Source organism: Spongiibacter nanhainus (genome assembly GCF_016132545.1).
Taxonomy (GTDB): domain Bacteria; phylum Pseudomonadota; class Gammaproteobacteria; order Pseudomonadales; family Spongiibacteraceae; genus Spongiibacter; species Spongiibacter nanhainus.
Window position 1 is genome coordinate 3,933,790 of the sequence record NZ_CP066167.1, and the last position, 19,732, is coordinate 3,953,521.

Consider the following 19,732-nt stretch of genomic DNA (forward strand, 5'->3'; position numbering starts at 1 on the left):
TGCGTTAAAACGACGGGCAACTCACTGATAACGGCTGTTTGCGGCGCTGTTGCATGGCCTCGCGGATTTCACTGGCGCTCTGTTGGTAGCGGGGGTCACCATCGGCATAAAGCAGCGCCCGGCTAACGGCATTCATCGCCGCCGCCCCGCACTCTGCCCGCAGCAGGGCAAAGGCATAATTGTTCCACAGCATCGGGTCCTGGGGATCGGTTTGCAGCGCCTTGCGATAGACCGCCATAGAGGCCACCGGATCGTCATTGGCCAGGTGGGCATTGGCCAGGGCCAGCAGCGCCGGCTTGGCCATGGGCCAGTTGATCTCGGCACGGCGATAGAAATCGATGGCCCGCGCCAGTTCTCCGGTCTGTTCGAATTCCAGCGCCGCCCTCAGGTAGGTATTCAGATCAGCGGTGGCGGGAACCTGCTGCGCGGATACCGGCACAATGGCCCAGTAATTGGCCCGCTGCCAGGTTTCCAGAAAAGTGGTCATCGCCACCCGGTAGTAGGCTCGGGTCCCGGAATGCAGCAACAAGGAGCGGTCAGCCCGGTCATACCCCACCACCACCGCATAGTGCCAGGTCGGCCACCAACTGAGCCCCAGATTTTGCAGCACCAGCACCGGGTTGCCGGCATCCACTTCGGTGAGCAGCGCCGGCAAGCCGCCGCGCAGATAGAAGGGCATCAGCCCCAGGCGACGACTGGCAGCGCGCATCTCTACAGTAAAGGCGCCCTTTCGACCCGGCACAAACACTTTGTCGGCCAGGCTGTCGGGGTGGGTGTCAACACCGCGGTAGACCGCCGTCTCCGCAAGTGCAGCTGGCCCGCAGTGGTAGGTTTGTTGGGCAAAGAAAGGCACATCCAGCTTGCGCTGGTAGTGCAAATCCAATGGGATGGAAGGGCGAGGCGCGCTGCTGCAGGCGGCTAATAGCACCGGCAGCAGCAAGGCCAAACAGCGATTAGTTGGCCGCATTAATAAACGGGAAGACGTCGGTAATACCCAGTACATCAGTGATAAAAAAGACCAATACCACAACAGCCAGCAGCCCTACGGCTCCCGCACCGGCGGGCATGTCGTCCATCTCCTGTTGAAGTTGCGCCAGTTCATCGGCGGTCAGCGCATCTATTCGGTTATCCACCTCTGCAGGGGATACACCCAGTTCCATCAACCGCTCTTTCACATCACTGCGGTCCAAAGCGCGCTTCATCGCCGCCCTGTCGTCTTCCAGCTGTTGCTGGTTGAGCATCTCACCGGTGGTCACCATACCGGCACTGGCAGGGATGCTGGCCAGTGTTCCCGCCCAGGCGAGCATCACAGCGAGCAAACTGGCGACCCAGGTTTTTGAACCGCGGTTTTGGGGATGTGTCGTCAACATACTACTCTCCTTACTTCGCAAATTGGGGTCTATACGCTGTTACTCTTATTGCTCCGAATATTGCTCCGAAGACGCACTGGCCAAAACAAGCTCGCCATCCTTCACCGGAATCCGGTCGTCGGGCTGCTCGGCCATAATCACTGTGCCGGTCTCGTCGCCAATGCGGTAACTGACCCGGTAGCCCGTCACCCGCTGCTGAGGGTCCTGCAGGGTTTGGCAGCGCTGTTCAACGCTACTGACAGTGTTGTTAGCTTGCTGTTGCTGTTGAACTTTTTTACCGGCATAACCACCGGCCACCGCACCGGCTACTGTCGCCAGCTTTTTGCCATTGCCGCCACCGACCTGGTTGCCAATCACCCCGCCAATCACTGCACCTATCGCGGTGCCGGTGATCTGATTGCCGTCTTTAACGGCGGCTTGGCGCTCTACCACCTCGTCCCGGCACTCCTGGCGCTCGGTATAGTAGGTTTCAGTGATTGCTTCGCTGGAGACAACCTCGGCGTAGGCCGGCTCACTGCCAATGACCTGGTAGCCGCTGTAGGCACCGGCGGCGGTTAAACCGATGCCAGCTGCGATGCCTCCCACTAACATGGCTTTGCTCATGGTGTTCCCTCCTCGTTCAGTCTACTGGCTATGACTTCAGGAATTGAGGAACAGCTCCCGGCAATTGGCGGCAAAATTCACAGTAAAAATCCCAAATAAATCAGAACTTCTGCTACCTGCTGGGCCGCACCTAAGGTGTCACCGCTGTATCCCCCCATACGGCGGCGCAGGTAGCCGGCCCATAACAAGCGCCACCCCAGCAGGAGGGGCAGCAATAACCACCAGCCGCCGGGCAGACCCAACAAAAACAGTGGCAGCACCGCCACGCCGGCAAGCCCAAGGTGTTTAACAGACATGGCGCTGGCCATGGGTTTGGATTTGCCGTCGCCGCCGATGTAGGTCTGATCGACCAAAAATGACACCGTCAGCCAGCGGCTGACCACATGCCCCCACATGATGGCGGCACCGACAACCGTGGTCCCAGCCGTGGTCGCGATGGCGCTGAGGGCGTGAACTTTCAGCATGATCAGTAGCAGTAGCCCTACAACGCCAAAACTACCCAGCCGAGAGTCCCGCATAATCCGCAGCACATCCTCTCGCTGCTGACCGCCACCCAGGCCATCGCAGCTGTCGGCAAAGCCGTCTTCATGAAATGCGCCAGTGAGCAAGGCGGTAAGCGCGAGGCTGAGCAGCACCGCCACCATGGCCTGATCAAACAGTGCCACAGCTGCAGCGTAGGTGAGCCAGCCTAAGCCCCCCACCACCAGACCCACCGCGGGAAAGTAGCGAGAGGCGGCATTGAGCTTGGCAGCACTGAAATCCGGGTCGGGAGGTACCGGCAGGCGGGTTAAAAAGCCCAACGCCAAGAGAAAAATTTGCCATTCACGGCGCAGTAATGGGCGGTTCATTCTATGGGGCTCCCCGGCAAAGCACCCAGTTTACCTCGCTAGCCGCCGCGCTGCGCCCGCCACTTGGCCACAACCGCATTCTTAGGCGGCACTTTGCCAGCTTCTACAGCGGCATCAAAAATTTTCGATGGGCCATCTTCCTGGGGGTCCTCAAGCTGGCGGAAGGAGCGACGCATGGCCACCAGGTCGCTGGCGGCCTTCACAGCGTCTTTCTTGACCTTCATATCCTGGGACTTCAGTTGCATACGACCACCAAAATAGAAACCAATAATGACACTGAGCAGTGCCCAGTAGCCGGGGGGCATGACCTCGTAACCCTTGGCAATCAGCAAAAAGCGCTCGGGATCGAGGGGTGCCAGAACAAAAAAGCTGAGGATGGCAAAGGTCAACAGAGGCCGGGGCAGACGATTCAGGCCGTCGACAAAGGCATCCCATTTAGTGCGGTTTTGGCGCTGATAGAACTCGGCAGAAAATTGCCGGATGGCGGATTGATCCCGCTCGAAATCCGCCATCACGGTCTCGTGCCGGCGCTGGCTGCGATTTTCCTTGTTCTCGGTAAACACCTCGGCAACGTCTTTACCGCCCTTAAGAATATCGCCAATAAAGCTGTACCAGGCCATTACGCCACCCCTCGATTCAGGTCGTCCCGCTCGAATTCGGCAATGCGATTTAACCAGCCATTGAGGAAGACCTCCTGGGAGGGCCGGGCTTCCACAATAAGGTAGTAGAAATTGCGGCGCTCTTCGACCAGCGCCTGGAGGAATACCGGCCCCATTACCGACTGAGCCCACTCCGCTGCCCGCCGGGTATTGGGCCCCATGGCGCCGTCTTCAATCAGCGCAGGCTGCCGGCCGGCCTGATTGCAGACACTTTGTACAAACTTCACCGCCCGGCGCGGGCCGTGATTCACTGCGGAATCAAATACAAAGGGTTGAATCTCACTGGGGAGGCGATCGATGCGAGGGGCGTAAAGGTAGTCGCGCTCGTAAATATCCCGGGCCACGTCCTCGCTCAGCTGCTCGACCTCGCTGCGCAAAGCTGCACGACCGATGTAGCGGGACAGGGTTTGCTGAGTGATACCGAACTTGGTCGGTCCCCCTCTGTCGGCGGGATGATCCACAAATCCGCCCTCCCTGCGAAGGATATCGTCGATCATGGCATCGATATCAAGCATGGCACACTCCCTGTTGACACAGATGCTTGCCATTGTGCAGTAAGTGGACAAAAAAAAGCCACCCGAAGGTGGCAAATGAACAGACCAAGAGTGGAAAGCGGAGCCGGAACTACTGTGGACCACTGCGGTTTTCAGGGTCCTGCCACAGGGCCGACCATACGTAGTCGCCGGAGATAAAGAACACCGCATCGTCGTGGATAACTGAGCGGTGCCGGTAGCCGTAGCCATAATCTTCCGGTTTGGGGGAAGCCAGAATGCGGCCCTGCTTAAATAAACTGGCACTGGCAGGTTGGTTTTTGCCGCGAACCTCAAAGAGGTAGAGGGATTCTTCGTTGAAATAGCCACCTTCGGCGGTCTCACCGGAAAGCTGGGCCGGCACTGCAAAGCGATCTACACCGTTCTGCGCGTCGACCAGATAGCTAAAGGCGTGACGGTCATATTGGGCTTCCGACCAGCTGTACTGGCCCTCCTCACCGATCAGTATGCTCCCCAGAGACGCCGGCGCGGCGATATCAGAGACATCAAACAACTCCAGTTTCACGCGGTTACTGGAGGTATTGTCGACCCCCAGCCCCAACAGAAGGCTGTCGTTAACAGGATGCAGAAAATCGGAAAAACCGGTGACTTCCAGCTCGCCGGCGATAAACGGATCACTGGGGTCGGAGAGGTCCAGCACATAGAGCGGGTCGATCTGCTCAAAGGTCACCAGATAAGCCCGCTCACCAAAGAAACGCACACCGTAGAGGGCTTCGTTAGGTTTGCCAATTTCTGCCGGCCGACTGCTATTGGGCAAACTGGCGATTTTCTCCAGCGACAGGCCCTCGCTGGCCTCACCCAGGATATGTACCTGATGGTCCTGGCGGTCCTGGTCGTCGTCGCGGAACAGGGTGGTTACCATGCGCAGCAGGCCGTTATGCTCGGAGAGCCGGAAATCGCGCTGACCACCGGTCCAGACATAGCCGTCCACTTCTGCAGAACCGCGGTACTGGGGCTTGCCGCTGCCGATAGCAAATTTGTGCACACGCGTCACATCACCACCGCCGCTGTTGTTATAGCGCACATCGGTGAGATAGACCGCATCGGATGACATATACACCCCCGCCGCCTGTTCGTTGTAGCAGGTGGTCTGGGGATGGGTGGGGTCGCTCAGCGATATCGCGGTAATGCTGGTCAATACCGGGTAGCCCGGGGCATCGCTCTGGTCCACGTCGGGGTTGGTGGTGTAGCAATCCGCTGGCGAAAACAACGGCTGCTCAGTACCGTTAATCGTTAAGGTGGGGGTAATATCCTCAGCGCTCAAGTTATCAAACTTGGCTCTGTTTTCAGCCACCTTGCCTTCGTCATCAGGGTAGTAGTGAACGTCGATATCCGGCGTGTGACGGCTGATCAAATAAACCGTGTCTCCAACCCGACGGGTGTCGACAAAACCACCTTCCACACTAACTGCCCACTGCTCGCTAACGTTGCTGACATCGCTGTTGTCATAGCCACGTATGTCCACCCGTTGCTCAGCCCAGTAAGCAATGTCCAGCCAGGGGCCGCCATAGGTACCATAAAACTCGGTGGTACTGAGGGTGATCAACTGACCATCCAACAGGTAGAGACCCTGAACGAACTCGCCCTCTTCTAAAGGAATCGAACCGGCTTCGGTGGCCGTAGCATCGCTGGCGTTAGTGGCCAAAATACGGATGGCGGCTTCTCCAGTCGGCTGTTGCGGCGGCAAAATGTCCGCGTCGGAGGCGACGCCACCCTCTGCTGGAAAGGCAAAACAACAGCGGTTCTGCAAGGTCGGCACAATGTACAGGTGGTCGCCGTCGTACTTCACGACGTCCAGCTCATCCACATCCAGTTCTACGGTATAGGTGCCAGTAAAGCTGCCACCGCCACCATCGGCTGCTTCGCCGCCGGCATTGTCCAGGCCATTGTCGGGAGTCGCCGTCGGCTGAGGGCCAGTGGTGGTGAATTCCTGCTTGCTGGTGCGCTCTGTATAAGCCGAGCGCATCGCTGCCATCAGCTCTTGTTCATCGGCCACTGGTTTCAGTAAACCGGCGTTTTGCGAGGGCTCGGGCGATCCGCCACTGCCACCACTGCTACCGCCGCCACAGGCCGTCAGCCCCACGCAGGCCGCCAATAACACTGTCAGCCACCTGCCCGAACTGGCAAACCGGGCACAATCCATCGCCTTGTTATTCATGTCTTTCACTCCTTGTACAAGCTCCAAGCCCGTACCTTTAGCCAATCTTGTTTACCGCTAAGGTAGCAACAATACTAACGCCGGCCCGCTGCATTGCGCCTCAGTAAATGCCGTAAACTTTGTAAAAATTTGTGTATCTACAGGGTCATTGGGGCAATGAGCCACTATGATGGACGCTGAACTAAACCGTTGCTTAAAACTACCACCCGCCGGCACCCTGAATGAGTCTTCGATTTCGCCACGCTGCTATTTTGTCCCTGCTGCTGAGCTGCCATAGCTGGGCGGGGCCGGGTGCGACCCAGCCGAGTGCGGCCCAGCCGGGTGCGGCCCAACCGGGTGCGGCCCAACCCACAGAGGCATCGCAACACTGCCAGCAGACTTCGCCGGAATGTCGGGAAGTGGGACGCTGGGAGTTTTCGGTCGCTATCGGCGCCGGTGCACGCAGCAATCCTCTAGTTGAGGGCGACGCGCAGCCACTGGTACTGGTGCCGCAATTCTCCTGGTACGGCGAGCGACTGTTCGTCGACAATTTTGAGCTGGGCTTTACCCTGCTGGATCGTCCCCGCCATATGCTCAACCTGTTGCTGACACCGGGTTTTGACAAATTCTTTTTTGACGACGGCCTGGGATTCGGCAACTTTATTCTCGAAGACAGTTCGCTGGTAAGTGGCGGTGGCGACCATGCTGGCGCCCCAGACGGCGAAGTCGTGCCAACCCAGAGAGCCCAGCAGGTCGACCCCAAAAAAGTTGATGAACGCCGACTGGCGATGATGGCGGGCCTGGAATATGGCCTCTACATCAAGCAATGGCTACTGAGCGCACAAATCCTGGGTGACGCCATTGGCGTTCACAATGGTAAAGAACTGCGGCTGGCGCTGGGCTGGCAGGGGCAGCTGGGCGACAACACCCTTTCTGCTTCTGTAGGCGCCGTCTGGCAGAACCGACAACTGCTGGATTACTACTACGGCCTCGATCGACACGAAGTAAACAACGAAGAACTGCTGTTTCGCGGCGAATCGGATTGGTCACCCATGGTCAAATTCCAGTGGCGGCGCCAGCTTTCTGAGTCTTGGTCGTTTTATTCTACGCTGCACTACAAACGCTTCGGCACACACACGGCCGATAGCCCCCTGTTAGAAGACGATTATGTCGTCACCGCTTTCATCGGGGGGATTTATCATTTCTGAATGGCGCGGACTGGGAATAGGGGCTTTACTGCTACTGTTTAGTGGCAGTAGCGCCGCCGTGCAGGCGCAAAACGCCGTGCCTGGCATCACCTTCGCCATCACACCTCGCCTGTGTGTGCTGGCGGAGAAAGAGAGCGCCTGCGAGGACAAGCTGGAAATCAGTTGGCTATCCAGAGAGCCCCGCTCAGTGTGCCTTTATCGCAGCGATAAAACTCTGCCGCTGCGCTGCTGGGAGGACGAGTTCGGTGGCCGCCACCGCTTTGCTTTGTCGATCGCCGACAATGTGATGTTTAGTCTGCGAGAGATCGACCACGATCAGCTAGTGGCTTCTGCTGAGTTTGAAGTCATCCGAGACCAACCCGAGTACCGTCGGCGGCGACGCAATCCTTGGAGCTTTTTCTAGATTATGAGCCTAATTTTACTCGCCGAAGATGACACCCGCTTAGCCAACCTGGTCAAAGATTATCTGTCGGGTCACAACTTTACCGTGGTGGTAGAGCACACCGGCCTGACCGTTGGCCGGCGCGTTAAAGACCTGAATCCCGACATCGTGGTACTGGACATCATGCTGCCTGGCCGGGACGGCCTGACGCTGTGCCGAGAACTGCGGGACCACTACACCGGCCCCATTCTGATGCTCACCGCCCGGGACAGCGACGGCGATCAAATCCGCGGCCTGGAAGTGGGCGCCGATGACTACGTTATCAAGCCCGCCGAGCCCCGGGTGCTATTGGCCCGTATTCGCGCCCTGCTGCGCCGCTGCCAGCAGGAGGAACCCGCCTCGGAAACTCGGGTTCAACTGGGCCGCCTCAGTGTCGATCTGCAAGCCCGTTTAGCCTGTCTGGACAAGGACGAGTTGGGCTTGTCCAGCCACGAGTTCGACTTGCTGGCGGCGCTGGCGCGACAGGCTGGCAAAGTGGTCAGCCGGGAATACTTGTTTACCACCGTGTACAACCGCCCTTACGACGGTCTAGATCGAACTATCGATGTGCGGATTTCCCACCTTCGGCGCAAACTCCGGGACGATTCCCATCATCCCGATGTGATCAAGACGGTATGGGGAAAAGGGTATATGCTGGTGCCCACCGCCTGGGACTGACACTAGCCTGACCTATGCGCCGCGCGTTTATTTCTCTTTACATTATTATCGTCGCCGCCATTGTGATTATCGGTTGGGGGCTGGACCGCATCTGGGCCACCTATCAGCCCGAACCCAGCATCAATGCCTACCAGCAGAGCGTGCTATCAATGCTGGAGCAACAATTACTCCCACTTGAACCCGACCAGCGGGATGCAGAGCTGCAACGCTTGAATCGCGAGCTGGCACTGGAAATCTCCAGCTATCGACTCAAGGATCTGTCCAGCTCGACCCTGGCCAGTGATATCGAGGCTGGCCACCCGGTGTTGATTAACGACGCCCGCCACCATCAACGACTCTATCAGCGAGTTGGCGAGACCGACACCGTACTGGGTATTGCATACAATACGCCGCCTGCTCAGCGCCACGGTGCTTACACGGCTTTGATTGTGTTGTTCTATTTAAGCCTGGCTGTGGTGGTATTTGTCTGGGTTTGGCCACTGTCCCGGGACCTCTATGCCTTACAGAGACAAACCACTCAGGTGGGCAAGGACGGCGCCACCGCCACGGTCAGCTTGCGGCGCAATTCCCATGTCCAGCCCTTGGCCGATGCCTTCAATGCCATGGCCAATCGAGTGCGGGAGCTACTGGCCGCCCGCAAGGAGATGACCTACGCCGTCTCCCACGAAATTCGTACGCCGCTGGCAAGAATGAAATTTGCCCTGGAGATGGCCGAGAACAGCGGCGACGACACCCTGGTCCGCCGTCAATTGGCCGGCGTCAAAGACGACGTCGCCGCCCTTGAGCGTTTTGTGAATGAACTACTCAGCTACGCCTCTTTCGACGCCAGCGAGCAGTCTCTGGACTGGGAAGACGGCGACTTTGGCGAGTTCGCCCAAGCGCTATTGGAAGAAATCAAACCAGAGCGGCCGGAAATCAACTTTTCTGTGCAGTGCCTGCGCAGTCATGGCCGTGTTCGCTGCGATTGGCCGCTGATGGAGAGAGTCATCAGCAACCTGCTAAACAACGCCAGTCGCTACGCCCGTCAGCAAGTCACGCTTACTCTGGCCGGTGACGATACGCAGTATCAAGTAACGGTGGAAGACGACGGACCGGGTATTGCTGAAAGCGACGCTGACAAAGTGTTCGCCTCCTTTGTGCGTATCGACACTGAGGGCAACAACGCCCGGGGTTACGGCCTGGGCCTGGCGATTGTGCGGCGGATCATGAGCTGGCACGGCGGCAGTGTCAGTGTAACGAGAGGAGAAGCGTTGGGCGGCGCCAGGTTTGAGTTGCGCTGGCCGCGCTGATCGCCCGCTTATTTGTGCAGCTTGTTCAGCAGCACCGTCATTTGTTTTTCACTCTGTTTATCGCCATTGTCGACAGCGGCATCAATGCCAGATTGCCAGGCCAGCTCCGCACCGCTGCGATATCCTCGCGCCAATAGCGCTTTACCCAGTAAGGCCCAGGCGGCCGAGTAACTGGGGTCCTGTTCTACACAGCGCTGTAGGTGCTCGGCCGCATCATCGTTGCGGCCGTCATCGAGATAGGCTTTGCCCAGACCAAAGCGCAGCATGGCGCTGTCCTGCCCTCGGGCCAGCATTTTTTCCAGCGCATCGGCCTTCACGGAGTTTTGCCCTCCCGTCCCGCAGTTCTGCTGGGCTGGGGAAGTGCCGGCAGAGCCGTGGACTGTTTTTCCAGCGCCTCCACCACAAAACGGCGGGCGGCGGCTTCATCGCCCATGTTCTCTGCCAGTCTGGCCAATTCAAAACAGACTTCCGCCGACGACTCAATCTGACGAGCGGCATCAAAATAATCCCGGGCCTTACCCCACAGCTCATTGCGCAGGCTAATCCGCCCCAGAGCGACGAGCAGCGTCGCATCCCGGCCCCGCTCCCGATGCCAGTTCTCGGCGCGGGCCAGTTGCTTGCGCACATCGGCACCGGCCACCCGCCCATAGAGCGCCACCCACTCGGCATGCCAGTGCTTATCTAGACCCTGTGCGAGGATCTTTTCCGCCGCCGGCTGATCCTGCAACTCAACATAGGCCTGGGCGGTAAATAGCAGCAGTTGCCGATCAACCTGCCAAGGTGAAGCCAACCGCTTCCACCAGTGCGCCACCCCCGCCGGGTCGCGCTGTTGCACAAGGCGCCGCAGCTCACCCCCCAGGGCCTCCCGTTCCAATTCCTCAAGACGGGTATCATCCAGCAATGCGTGCTTGCGCAGTTCCGGCAGTATGCCCCGCAGAGCCGTCCAGTCCTGCAGCCCCAAATACACTTTTTGCAGCAACACCAATACCGCCGGATAACGGTCGGCGCGGCTTCGCACCCGGTTTAACGTGGCCAATGCCGACTCCAGCTGACCGGATTCCAGTTGCAAGTCCGCTTGGTTGAGTGCCACGGCGACATCGGCTCGCTGGGCGGCACCTTCGGCCTTGCCCAGATAACGCCGTACGCCCTCCTCGTCACCCAGCGCATGGCTGGCTCGGGCCGCCAGAAGGTAATTGATCAGCGGCTGGTCACTGTCTCGGGCGGCATCCACCAGTAGCTTTCGCGCATCGGCCCACTTGCCCTCGATAAAGGCAATCAATCCGCGATTGGTTTTATTTCGATCCCGCTGGGCGCGACGAGTAGAACGCAAAGTCATCAAGCGATTGGAAAACTTTGAGCCCCGGCGCAGAGCCAAAAACAGCGCCAGCACCAACAGCACAAATAGGGCCTGCACCGCCACCGCCACCCACACGGTCATTTCCACCGTGGTCTGGCCAAAGGCGATCAGCACATAGCCCGAATCGTATTGAATGGCCGCGGCCAGCACCGCCGCCACAGCCAGGGCGAGGAGAACGGCAACAAAAACTCTCATTGGCTAACCTCGCGCTGCCAATTCCGCCCCTGGCTGTACTCCTTGAGTCCTTGCAGTGAAGCTGACAAATCGGGCATCGCCGCCGATACCGGGGCATCGATCAATACAGTGATTTCCTTCACTACCCCCGCCGCCGAGTCGTCCAGGCGATAAAAATCCTCTATCCAGCTCTGGGCTTTTTCCAGGGAGCGGCGGTAAAGGGCAGGCTGCTCTGCCAGCAGCGCCAGTTGCGCCTGCTCAAACAGCATTCTCAGGCTGGCCCGCAGCACGGCTTCCTGCTCGGGGGCCAGCGCAACGTTAAATTTCTGGTCGTGACGGCGAATACGGATATAGCTGCGCAGTTTCTCCCAGGCCCGGACAAAGCCGTTTTTCAGACGGTCCTGCCAACCGGAGTCCGTCGCCGCTACCGGCTCCGGCTGGTAGCTGGGCGGTTGATACAGCGTCAGGCCCTCAGCCTGTTTAGCCAGCCCCGCCAGTGCCAGATAGCGCCCTTCGATATCAAAATCGGCGGTGGTCTGCAGGACGGCGATATCCTCGGCAATCTGCTGGCGTACACCGTGCAGCGCCGGATCGTCCAGATCCCGCAGTATGGCATCGGCGCTGGCCAGCAGTTTCGCCGCAGAGGATGCATCGCCGCTGAGTTGGGCGCGCTGAATGGCCAGCCGCAGCAGGTACTCGGCCTCGGCCAACAGCCAATCGTCGCGATTCACCGTGCGCAGCTCCTCCAGCTCCGCCGCCATGCGCTGGCTGCGCTGGGCCAGATCGCTAAGGCCTTGGCTGGTATCGCTGCGCAACTGCGCCAGAGCCTCCCGCTGACTGGCCACTGCCGTTTGCACGTCCAAAAGCGCGCGGTGACTGTCGGTAATCTGCTGATGCAGCGGTGCCAACTGGCTTTGCAGATCGTCATCCTCGGCGATCAGGTATTGCTCCCGGTACATCCAGCCCGCCAGAGCCAGTGCCGCAAGGGCAATCAGCAGGCTCAATAACAGCAGCAATCGCCCGACTAGCGACATGCCCTTTGTGGTGTTGTCTTTTTTGTTGTCATCTTTTTTAGCACCGCTCTTGGTATCGCCCTTAGACTTTTCAGAGCCGGCGGGCGCTGCAGTCTCCGTCGCGGTTTTTTTATCGGCCTTCTCCGCCTTTTTGCTCGCGGTAGTGGCGGGAACGTTGGTCGCCGCAGAATCGCTGTGCTGGGAGTGCGTACTTCCCTGGTTGTCGTCGCTCATGCTCGTCGCTCGTTGTTATTTCAATGACACTCGGGCCTGTTCACACTAGGGCCAACGCTGGGCCAGGCCCTCCAGCGCCGCCATGGTCGCGGACTGTCCCGCGTTAGCCGACTGCTCGATGTCACCAAAACTGGCGTCGGCCGCCAGCTCGGCCACCCGGGCGCTGGGCACAATGGCTGCGCAGCGCTGCCGCTGCTCTGCTGTAGTCAGGGCTACAAAACGGGCCAGCGTTTCACCGCTGTTCAGCACCACGGTATTTATCTGGTGTTGTATCAACAACGCCGCCAGTTCGCCACTGCTAATCGCCGTCGCCTCCCGCCCGTAACACTCGGCGTAGTCCACTCGGGCACAGCGCTGGCGCAAGGTCTGGGCCAGGGTTTCGCGGCCACCGACTCCTCTGACAATCAGAATTCGCCGTTGATCAATGTCTTGCAGGGCCGCCGATGCCAGCAGCGCCTCGCTGTTCATAGCGCCGGCGCCGGTTGCGGATACCGACAGCCCGCGATCCTGCAATGCCCGGGCCGTGGCCTCGCCGATAGCAAAGAGCTCAAGGCCCAAGGGCCACTGCGGCCAGTAGCTGTCGATCAGTTCACAGCCCTGCTCAACCGCGTTGACGCTGATAAAAATCAATGCGTGATAGTAATCGAGATCGAGAATGCGCTGACGGCTGGCCTGTTGCACCGCCTTATCCAGGGATTCCAGTGGCACAATGGCCAGCAGCGGCTCGACCGCTACCGCAACGCCGGCCGACTGCAATGACAAGCGCAACGCGTCGTTGCGACCCGCTGGGCGGGTCAACAGTACCCGCAGGTTGCTGTAATCAGGCGCGGCCATAAACCGTATCGAGTATTTGTCCGGCGCCCTGCTTGAGAAGTTGTTCGGCGACGCTCACACCCAGGGCCTCGGCATCTTCAGGTGCGCCACTGGCCTCGGCTCGCAGGACCGTTTTACCGTCCGGGCTGCCCACGATCCCCCGCAGCCAAAGCTGACCAGGCTGCTCGGGGTCGTCGATGGCGTAGCCGGCGATGGGGACCTGGCAGCCCCCCTCCAGGCGGCGATTCATCGCCCGTTCGGCCATAACTTTGGCGGCGCTATCGCGGTGATGAAGGGGCGCTAACAAGTCGACAATGTCGCGATCGGCCAGTCGGGTTTCGATCCCCACCGCACCTTGACCGCAGGCGGGCAGGCTGCCCTCCACCGTCATAAACTCGGCGACGCGGTCTTGCAGCTCCAGCCGCAACAAACCGGCGGCGGCCAACACAATAGCGTCAAACTCACCCTCATCCAGTTTGCGCAGGCGGGTCTGCACATTGCCCCGCAGGCTGGAGACTTTCAGATCCGGCCGGCGATGCCTAAGTAAGCACTCCCGGCGCAAACTGGAGGTGCCGACATGGGCGCCCTGGGGTAAATCATCGACACTGCGGTAGTGATTGCTGACAAAGGCGTCCCGGGGGTCTTCCCGCTCGCAGATCACCGCCAGCCCGAGACCCTCGGGAAACTCCATGGGCACATCTTTCATCGAGTGCACAGCAATATCGGCGCGACCGTCCAGCATGGCCTGCTCGAGCTCTTTAACAAACAGCGCTTTGCCGCCGATTTTAGATAAGGGGGAGTCCAGCAACTGATCGCCCCGGGTGGTCATGCCCACCAGCTCGACCTGCAGACCGGGGTGGGCCTGTTCCAGGGCGTGTTTGACATATTCCGCCTGCCACAACGCCAACAGACTTTCCCGGGTGGCGATGCGAAGGAGGCTGCGGGATGGGCTTGAAGGCATAGACGGTTCCACCGGTTGTTGGCAAAACCGCTATGATACGCGAGTCAGGGAGCTGGTGTCCTGTCCCTGAACACCCGATTCCAGCGACCCCACTCATCGGCGCCGCTGGCAAAACGTAAGCGACTTTTAGTGTTCCGGAAAGGCCGTCCAACCTTCCATCCAGGTGCGATTGGCGCCGGGGCGTACTGCGCCGATATAGTCGGCACTTTCATCCCAAAACTCATCTTCTGGCACCGCTGCCGCACCCTCACGGGCCGGGGAGTCGGCCTGGAGCCGAAATTCAGGTTGAGCGAGTTCAGTGACGCTGGACCTAAACTGGGCAGCAACACCCAGTCGCGCCACATTTTCGAAGTAGCGGGCCTCGTCGAAGCCGCCATCGTCATCCTGATCGACGCCTTTCTCAGCGGCGAAAAAGCCACTGCCATCCCGGCCTATATTGCTGATCAGCAAACCGGCAAAGGACAGCTGCCGCTTGTCCAGACGAGCAACTGTCTCCACATCCTTGATGTCGATGGTCTCGCCGGAGAACCCGTCGATAATCATATTGTTAAAATGGCCACCTGTACCCCGGCGCAGGGTCATGCCCCGCTGCACTGCATTGGGACTGCTCATGCTCTGCAGAGTGACATTGTAGAAGGTCGGTTCGGACACTGGCTGAGCCTCGTGGTCGCCGTTGTTGTTGTCCGCCTCAAAGCCATTATCGCCGACCCCGGCATACTGCAATACTTGCAGAAATTGCACCCGACCGGTCCAGCCCATATCCCAGTCCAGAGAATCATCCGCTGCCCCGGTGATCACAATATGACGCAGGTCTACAGTGCCACCAAACACCTCGATGCCATCATCCAGAGAGCGGTGCACCTGCACGTGACGAACAATGGAGCTGGCGCCACACCCCCCCAGGGTCAGGCCATTGAGTTCGTTGTTGGCGTAAACTTCGTAGCCGGCAAACTCGATCCGGGCATACTCCAGCACGCCACAGTTGCTGAAGGCATCACTGCCGCCAAACATGCCGCGACTATCGCCACTGGGTAAACCCTCGATCTGGGCACCCCGGGCATTGACCGGGGCATTACCCAGCAGTACTACCCCGCCCCAGTCGCCGGCGCGACGCTGTCCCGCAGCCTTGGCACTGGTAAAGACAATGGGAGCCTCACGGGTGCCCCGGGCCATAATGGTGGCGTCCCGGGTAACCACCAGGGCACTGCCTGCCTCGCCCTGAATGATGGTCCCGGGCTCGATAATCAATTGACTACCGGACTCCAGATAGACAATGTCTTCCAAAACCCAAGTGGTATCGGCTGTCCAGCGCTGCTCGCCATAGAGAGAGCCCCGAACAGTTTGCACCGACGGCCCCAAGGCGCTGGCGGCAATGACCACAAGGACAATGAGTACAACCAGGCCGCCGCCAACATACAACCATATATTGCTTGCCGACTTGGACGGTGAGGCGGGCGAACTGTGGCGTTGCCCCACCGTCTCGGCAATATCGGGATTCACCGGCACCCCCGCCGCATCGGAGCCCGAAGCTCCCGGGCGTTGATTCCAGGTCAGTTCGCCATCGGTATTGAGCACTCGCAAGCTCAACCCCAAGTCTCTGATTTCGCGAACCGGGCTCACAGCCGCGTCGTCGATCAGCTCTCGTCGGTAGGCGGAATCCCGCAGCAGCGTGTTGAAGTGGATATCCCGGCCGCTGTCGTGGCGGTCGCTGGCTTGTTTGAGTTGCCATAACAATTCCACGAGCTTGGCCCGAGGGCTGCTGACTTCACTCATCACAATTCCTCTAAGGTGCGGGTCTGGAGTTTTAGGCTTAGCGAAATGCAGTGTGCCCAGCCACTGTGACAACTCTGTGAAGAGGGGGTAGGTGCTGTACAATAGCGCCTTTACAACGCCGTGCCGGCTCTGCCACTGGCGCAGCACAACGATATTTTGCCGCGAGCGAATCACCACCATGACCGACAACAACCCGATCAAACCCTGGGGCGGCCGCTTTTCCGAGGCCACTGACCAATTTGTGGAGCGCTTCACCGCCTCGGTGAGCTTTGATCAACGCCTTTACCACCACGACATCAATGGCTCCCTTGCCCATGCGGCGATGTTGGCCAAGGTGGGTGTACTGAGCCCGGGAGAACTCCAGCAAATTAAAGACGGCCTGGAAGAGATACGGAGCGAGATCGAAGCCGGAGAATTCAATTGGTCGGTGTCACTAGAAGATGTTCACATGAACATCGAAGCGCGACTCACCGAAAAAATTGGCATCACCGGCAAAAAGCTGCATACCGGCCGCTCCCGCAACGACCAGGTCGCCACTGATATTCGCCTGTACCTGCGCGACGAGATCGCGGTAATCTGCGGCGAGCTGCAACGCCTGCAAGAAGGTTTGATCGACCTGGCCCGGCGGGAAGCCAACACCATTATGCCCGGCTTCACCCACCTGCAAACCGCCCAACCGGTGACCTTTGGCCACCATATGCTGGCCTGGAACGAGATGCTGGAGCGGGACTTTGGCCGCCTCCGGGACTGCCGCGAGCGCCTCAATGTGTCGCCCCTGGGCGCCGCCGCCTTGGCCGGCACCACCTATCCCATCGACCGCCACTACAGTGCCGATTTGCTGGGCTTTAGTGGCCCCACCGAGAACTCCCTGGACTCAGTCAGCGACCGGGACTTTGCCATTGAATTTAGCGCCGCTGCCAGTTTGGCAATGACGCACCTGTCGCGCTTTAGCGAGGAGCTGGTGCTGTGGACCTCGGCCCAGTTCAACTTTATCGACCTGCCCGACCGCTTCTGCACCGGCTCCAGCATCATGCCGCAAAAGAAAAATCCCGATGTCCCGGAGTTGATCCGCGGCAAAGTGGGCCGGGTCAACGGTCACCTGATTAGTTTGCTGACCTTGATGAAATCCCAGCCGCTGGCTTACAACAAGGACAACCAGGAAGACAAAGAACCGCTTTTTGACGTGGTGGATACCCTCCGAGACAGCCTCAAGGCCTACGCCGACATGATGCCGGCCATCACCGTCAACGAGGCCGTCACCCGGGAAGCTGCGCTGCGGGGCTTCTCTACCGCCACCGACCTGGCCGACTATCTGGTGGGCAAGGGGCTGCCCTTCCGGGATGCCCACGAGGTGGTGGGCAAGTCTGTGGCCTACGGCATAGAACAGAGCAAGGACCTATCCCAGATGAGCCTTGAAGAGCTGCGTCAGTTCAGCGACACCATCGAGGAAGACGTGTTCGATGTGCTGACCCTGGAGGGCTCAGTTGCCGCTCGGGATCACTACGGCGGCACCGCACCCAGCCAGGTATTGGCCGCCGCCGATCGTGCCGAGGCCAGACTGGCGGCGCGGGGTTAAGGCGACGCTCTAAATCCGTTCGGCATCAGCCGGTAGGTCACTGAGGGTGGCCTCTTCACTGCCCAGGGGCTCGGGTCTGGGAATGGCCTTGGGCAAGGACGCCATCACCGCGTCAAACATGGTGTAGGCGCGCTTCAGCCACACCCGGGTGCGCTGGCGTTCCATCAAGGTCAACTTTGGGCTGCCGTCGCGCAGGGCCGTGGCGGCCCAGAAGCTAAAGTCCAGCTTGTCGATGCGGTGCAAAGTCGCGCTGTGCAGGGCTGGCAATTCCACTTGCTGGGGCGCGTCTTCAGCCAGGAGTGCGGGCAAGCTCTCCAATTCGCTAAAGTCACTGCCCCGCCCCCGATTTTTGACCACCACGCAGCGCAGCCTGTGCTGATACCTGCTGAGGAAATCATTGAGCAGTTGCACCGAATCACGACCGTCATCCACCACATACCAAAACACCACCGGCAGCTCCATCTCCGCGCAGAGTGTCAGCACATCGTTGTCGTCCACCCAGTGGTCCAAAAAGCGCTGGCTCTGGGCCGGCAGATCTACCAGTACTTGCCGGTCTGCCTCCAGCGCCAGCTCGATAATCTGATCACTGCTTTCGAAGCGATCCACCTTTAAAGGCCGACTAAACTGAGGATAGTAGCGGGTCAGGCTCGCGTGGGACTGATCGGCATCCAGGCCCTGATAGGGCATGTGGCGGTCGATAAAATACTGTGACAGCAAGCGGGCCAACACCGATTTGCCCACACCGCCCTTCTCACCACCGATAAAATGAATGCAGCTCATTGTTGTGCCTCGTCAGCTGATTAAAAGGCCATAATAAAAAGCCATCGGTGATAGTTTTGTGACGCCTCACGGCCCTGAGCAAAGCTAGCCATAGACCTTTGTATAAGCCCCTAGCGAGGGTTTTATTGACGGACGGTGTTAAAGTAACTGTTTAATGCGGTTTTTCTCGTCAGCTTGCCTGCCGCTGTTGCTCAAATTCATTTTGCCTGGAGCCCATTTATGTCCGGACTCGCGAGATCGCTGGTGTTCGCCGTTGCTGTGCTGTCACTGGTCAGTGCCTGCGAAAAGCCATCACCCGGTGGACCGGGCAGAGCGTCCCAGCCTACGCCGGTGGCCACTGTGGTGGTTAAGAGTCAGCAAATTCAGGAAACCCTGCCGGCGCTGGGAACGCTGCTGGCCCGAGAGTCTGTGGCGATAACCAGTAGCGTGGCGGAAAAAGTCTCGCAATTGCACTTTGACGACGGCCAAACCGTCGAAGCCGGCGATTTGCTGGCCACGTTGGAACAAGCCGAGGAGCGCGCCCTACTGGCCTCCGCCCAGGCCGACCTGGCCGAGCAAAAGAGGGAACTGCGCCGACTCAAGGGCTTGCTGGCCACCCAGTCGGCGGCACAAACCGAATACGACCAACGACTCAGCAACCAACAACGGGCCGAGGCGCGGATCCGCGAAGTCGAGGCCATGATTGCCGAACGCACTCTCCGAGCTCCCTTTGACGGTGTGGTCGGCCTGCGTCAGGTCAGCCCCGGCGCCCTGCTTTCCCCCGGCACAGTAATTACCACCCTGGACGACCTGGATACCATGCGCCTGGATTTCCAAATGCCCAGCCTGCTGCTGGGCAAATTGCAGGTGGGGCAGAGCATCACCGCCCGCAGTGAAGCTCTGGGCCAGGAGTTTGAAGGACGCATCAGCGCCATCGATCAGCGCATCGACAGCCAGTCCCGCAGCGTGACCGCTCGCGCCAGCTTGGCCAACCCCGACCACCTGCTAAAGCCCGGTATGCTGATGCACGTCGAGTTAAAAGCTGAGCCCCGCAGCGGCATGATGATTCCCGAACAGGCGCTAGAGAGCGTCGACCAGGAACACTTTCTTTGGGTAATAGACAGCGACGGCAAGGCACAGCGACGTCAGGTCACCCTGGGCATACGCCGGGCCGGTAAGGTGGAAGTTCACCAGGGCCTCAGTGAGGGTGAACAGGTTATCACTCAGGGCTATATGAACCTGCGGCCGGGGTCGCCGGTGGCAGCACCGACCTCACCCTCCAGTGATCCGACGCCGGCGGAGGGCTAA

The 19,732-nt window shown here is 59.5% G+C and carries 20 protein-coding genes; 6 read left to right on the forward strand and 14 right to left on the reverse strand.

Going from position 1 to position 19,732, the window contains the following annotated elements; translation table 11 throughout:
* Positions 1-4 precede the first annotated feature (4 nt).
* From I6N98_RS17800 to I6N98_RS17830, 7 genes are all read right to left on the reverse strand, one after another.
* A complete protein-coding gene (locus I6N98_RS17800) occupies positions 5-967 on the reverse strand; it encodes a PA2778 family cysteine peptidase (protein WP_198569665.1) in 963 nt (320 codons plus the stop codon).
* Entirely contained in the window at positions 954-1,370 is a 417-nt protein-coding gene (locus tag I6N98_RS17805; protein ID WP_198569666.1) for a PA2779 family protein, read from the reverse strand. The genes I6N98_RS17800 and I6N98_RS17805 overlap by 14 nt, the downstream gene beginning before the upstream one ends.
* A 45-nt stretch (positions 1,371-1,415) precedes the next feature.
* Entirely contained in the window at positions 1,416-1,973 is a 558-nt protein-coding gene (locus I6N98_RS17810) for a glycine zipper 2TM domain-containing protein (RefSeq protein ID WP_198569667.1), read from the reverse strand.
* A gap of 77 nt (positions 1,974-2,050) precedes the next feature.
* Positions 2,051-2,821 carry an adenosylcobinamide-GDP ribazoletransferase gene (locus I6N98_RS17815; protein ID WP_198569668.1) on the reverse strand — a complete coding sequence of 257 codons (771 nt, stop codon included), beginning with the start codon at positions 2,819-2,821 and terminating at the stop codon, positions 2,051-2,053.
* A 38-nt stretch (positions 2,822-2,859) separates the two neighbouring features.
* Positions 2,860-3,441 (reverse strand): 3TM-type holin, encoded by a 582-nt coding sequence (locus I6N98_RS17820; RefSeq protein ID WP_198569669.1) that lies wholly within the window; start codon positions 3,439-3,441, stop codon positions 2,860-2,862.
* The gene (locus I6N98_RS17825) at positions 3,441-3,995 is read right to left on the reverse strand and encodes a glycoside hydrolase family 108 protein (RefSeq protein ID WP_198569670.1); all 555 of its coding nucleotides are present in this window, start codon (positions 3,993-3,995) and stop codon (positions 3,441-3,443) included. Before I6N98_RS17825 ends, I6N98_RS17820 begins: the two co-directional genes overlap by 1 nt.
* Before the next feature lie 109 nt (positions 3,996-4,104).
* A complete protein-coding gene (locus I6N98_RS17830) occupies positions 4,105-6,189 on the reverse strand; it encodes a beta-propeller domain-containing protein (protein WP_198569671.1) in 2,085 nt (694 codons plus the stop codon).
* 221 nt (positions 6,190-6,410) lie between these two features.
* Between I6N98_RS17830 and I6N98_RS17835 the strand changes: the two genes are divergently transcribed.
* From I6N98_RS17835 to I6N98_RS17850, 4 genes are read left to right on the forward strand one after another with little or no spacing between them, the layout of a single operon-like run.
* A complete protein-coding gene (locus I6N98_RS17835; RefSeq protein ID WP_198569672.1) occupies positions 6,411-7,376 on the forward strand; it encodes a MipA/OmpV family protein in 966 nt (321 codons plus the stop codon).
* Entirely contained in the window at positions 7,336-7,779 is a 444-nt protein-coding gene (locus I6N98_RS17840) for a DUF3019 domain-containing protein (protein WP_198569673.1), read from the forward strand. Before I6N98_RS17835 ends, I6N98_RS17840 begins: the two co-directional genes overlap by 41 nt.
* A gap of 3 nt (positions 7,780-7,782) precedes the next feature.
* Positions 7,783-8,475, forward strand: coding sequence for a winged helix-turn-helix domain-containing protein (locus I6N98_RS17845; protein ID WP_198569674.1), 693 nt, complete (start codon positions 7,783-7,785; stop codon positions 8,473-8,475).
* Positions 8,476-8,489: 14 nt separating this feature from the next.
* Entirely contained in the window at positions 8,490-9,764 is a 1,275-nt protein-coding gene (locus I6N98_RS17850; protein ID WP_198569675.1) for an ATP-binding protein, read from the forward strand.
* Positions 9,765-9,772: 8 nt separating this feature from the next.
* On the opposite strand, the gene I6N98_RS17855 is transcribed toward I6N98_RS17850, so the two are convergent.
* The 6 genes from I6N98_RS17855 to I6N98_RS17880 form a co-directional block, all read right to left on the reverse strand.
* A complete protein-coding gene (locus I6N98_RS17855; RefSeq protein WP_198569676.1) occupies positions 9,773-10,081 on the reverse strand; it encodes a tetratricopeptide repeat protein in 309 nt (102 codons plus the stop codon).
* Positions 10,078-11,316: a heme biosynthesis HemY N-terminal domain-containing protein gene (locus I6N98_RS17860; protein ID WP_198569677.1), complete on the reverse strand. Its 1,239-nt coding sequence runs from the start codon at positions 11,314-11,316 to the stop codon at positions 10,078-10,080. The genes I6N98_RS17855 and I6N98_RS17860 overlap by 4 nt, the downstream gene beginning before the upstream one ends.
* Positions 11,313-12,542 (reverse strand): uroporphyrinogen-III C-methyltransferase, encoded by a 1,230-nt coding sequence (locus I6N98_RS17865; RefSeq protein WP_198569678.1) that lies wholly within the window; start codon positions 12,540-12,542, stop codon positions 11,313-11,315. The genes I6N98_RS17860 and I6N98_RS17865 overlap by 4 nt, the downstream gene beginning before the upstream one ends.
* Positions 12,543-12,587: 45 nt before the next feature.
* Complete coding sequence (locus I6N98_RS17870) at positions 12,588-13,376, reverse strand: uroporphyrinogen-III synthase (protein WP_198569679.1); 789 nt, start codon at positions 13,374-13,376, stop codon at positions 12,588-12,590.
* Entirely contained in the window at positions 13,363-14,316 is a 954-nt protein-coding gene (gene hemC, locus I6N98_RS17875) for a hydroxymethylbilane synthase (RefSeq protein ID WP_198569680.1), read from the reverse strand. Before hemC ends, I6N98_RS17870 begins: the two co-directional genes overlap by 14 nt.
* Before the next feature lie 126 nt (positions 14,317-14,442).
* Entirely contained in the window at positions 14,443-16,089 is a 1,647-nt protein-coding gene (locus I6N98_RS17880; RefSeq protein WP_198569681.1) for a hypothetical protein, read from the reverse strand.
* Between the two features lie 178 nt (positions 16,090-16,267).
* Between I6N98_RS17880 and argH the strand changes: the two genes are divergently transcribed.
* Positions 16,268-17,665, forward strand: a complete 1,398-nt coding sequence (argH, locus tag I6N98_RS17885) for an argininosuccinate lyase (RefSeq protein ID WP_198569682.1) — start codon at positions 16,268-16,270, stop codon at positions 17,663-17,665.
* 9 nt (positions 17,666-17,674) lie between these two features.
* On the opposite strand, the gene I6N98_RS17890 is transcribed toward argH, so the two are convergent.
* The gene (locus I6N98_RS17890) at positions 17,675-18,445 is read right to left on the reverse strand and encodes a P-loop NTPase family protein (protein WP_198569683.1); all 771 of its coding nucleotides are present in this window, start codon (positions 18,443-18,445) and stop codon (positions 17,675-17,677) included.
* Between the two features lie 219 nt (positions 18,446-18,664).
* On the opposite strand from I6N98_RS17890, the gene I6N98_RS17895 reads away from it, so the two are divergent.
* Positions 18,665-19,732 (forward strand): efflux RND transporter periplasmic adaptor subunit, encoded by a 1,068-nt coding sequence (locus I6N98_RS17895; protein ID WP_198569684.1) that lies wholly within the window; start codon positions 18,665-18,667, stop codon positions 19,730-19,732.

Bases quoted from the DNA above. Each gene is read 5' to 3' on its own strand.
- I6N98_RS17835 (WP_198569672.1), top strand. From the start codon at position 6,411: ATGAGTCTTCGATTTCGCCACGCTGCTATTTTGTCCCTGCTGCTGAGC.
- I6N98_RS17815 (WP_198569668.1), bottom strand. From the start codon at position 2,821: ATGAACCGCCCATTACTGCGCCGTGAATGGCAAATTTTTCTCTTGGCG.
- I6N98_RS17820 (WP_198569669.1), bottom strand. From the start codon at position 3,441: ATGGCCTGGTACAGCTTTATTGGCGATATTCTTAAGGGCGGTAAAGAC.
- I6N98_RS17825 (WP_198569670.1), bottom strand. From the start codon at position 3,995: ATGCTTGATATCGATGCCATGATCGACGATATCCTTCGCAGGGAGGGC.
- I6N98_RS17880 (WP_198569681.1), bottom strand. From the start codon at position 16,089: ATGAGTGAAGTCAGCAGCCCTCGGGCCAAGCTCGTGGAATTGTTATGG.
- I6N98_RS17865 (WP_198569678.1), bottom strand. From the start codon at position 12,542: ATGAGCGACGACAACCAGGGAAGTACGCACTCCCAGCACAGCGATTCT.
- I6N98_RS17895 (WP_198569684.1), top strand. From the start codon at position 18,665: ATGTCCGGACTCGCGAGATCGCTGGTGTTCGCCGTTGCTGTGCTGTCA.
- I6N98_RS17800 (WP_198569665.1), bottom strand. From the start codon at position 967: ATGCGGCCAACTAATCGCTGTTTGGCCTTGCTGCTGCCGGTGCTATTA.
- I6N98_RS17870 (WP_198569679.1), bottom strand. From the start codon at position 13,376: ATGGCCGCGCCTGATTACAGCAACCTGCGGGTACTGTTGACCCGCCCA.
- I6N98_RS17890 (WP_198569683.1), bottom strand. From the start codon at position 18,445: ATGAGCTGCATTCATTTTATCGGTGGTGAGAAGGGCGGTGTGGGCAAA.
- I6N98_RS17840 (WP_198569673.1), top strand. From the start codon at position 7,336: ATGTCGTCACCGCTTTCATCGGGGGGATTTATCATTTCTGAATGGCGC.
- hemC (WP_198569680.1), bottom strand. From the start codon at position 14,316: ATGCCTTCAAGCCCATCCCGCAGCCTCCTTCGCATCGCCACCCGGGAA.
- I6N98_RS17810 (WP_198569667.1), bottom strand. From the start codon at position 1,973: ATGAGCAAAGCCATGTTAGTGGGAGGCATCGCAGCTGGCATCGGTTTA.
- I6N98_RS17860 (WP_198569677.1), bottom strand. From the start codon at position 11,316: ATGAGAGTTTTTGTTGCCGTTCTCCTCGCCCTGGCTGTGGCGGCGGTG.
- I6N98_RS17805 (WP_198569666.1), bottom strand. From the start codon at position 1,370: ATGTTGACGACACATCCCCAAAACCGCGGTTCAAAAACCTGGGTCGCC.
- I6N98_RS17845 (WP_198569674.1), top strand. From the start codon at position 7,783: ATGAGCCTAATTTTACTCGCCGAAGATGACACCCGCTTAGCCAACCTG.
- I6N98_RS17830 (WP_198569671.1), bottom strand. From the start codon at position 6,189: ATGAATAACAAGGCGATGGATTGTGCCCGGTTTGCCAGTTCGGGCAGG.
- I6N98_RS17850 (WP_198569675.1), top strand. From the start codon at position 8,490: ATGCGCCGCGCGTTTATTTCTCTTTACATTATTATCGTCGCCGCCATT.
- argH (WP_198569682.1), top strand. From the start codon at position 16,268: ATGACCGACAACAACCCGATCAAACCCTGGGGCGGCCGCTTTTCCGAG.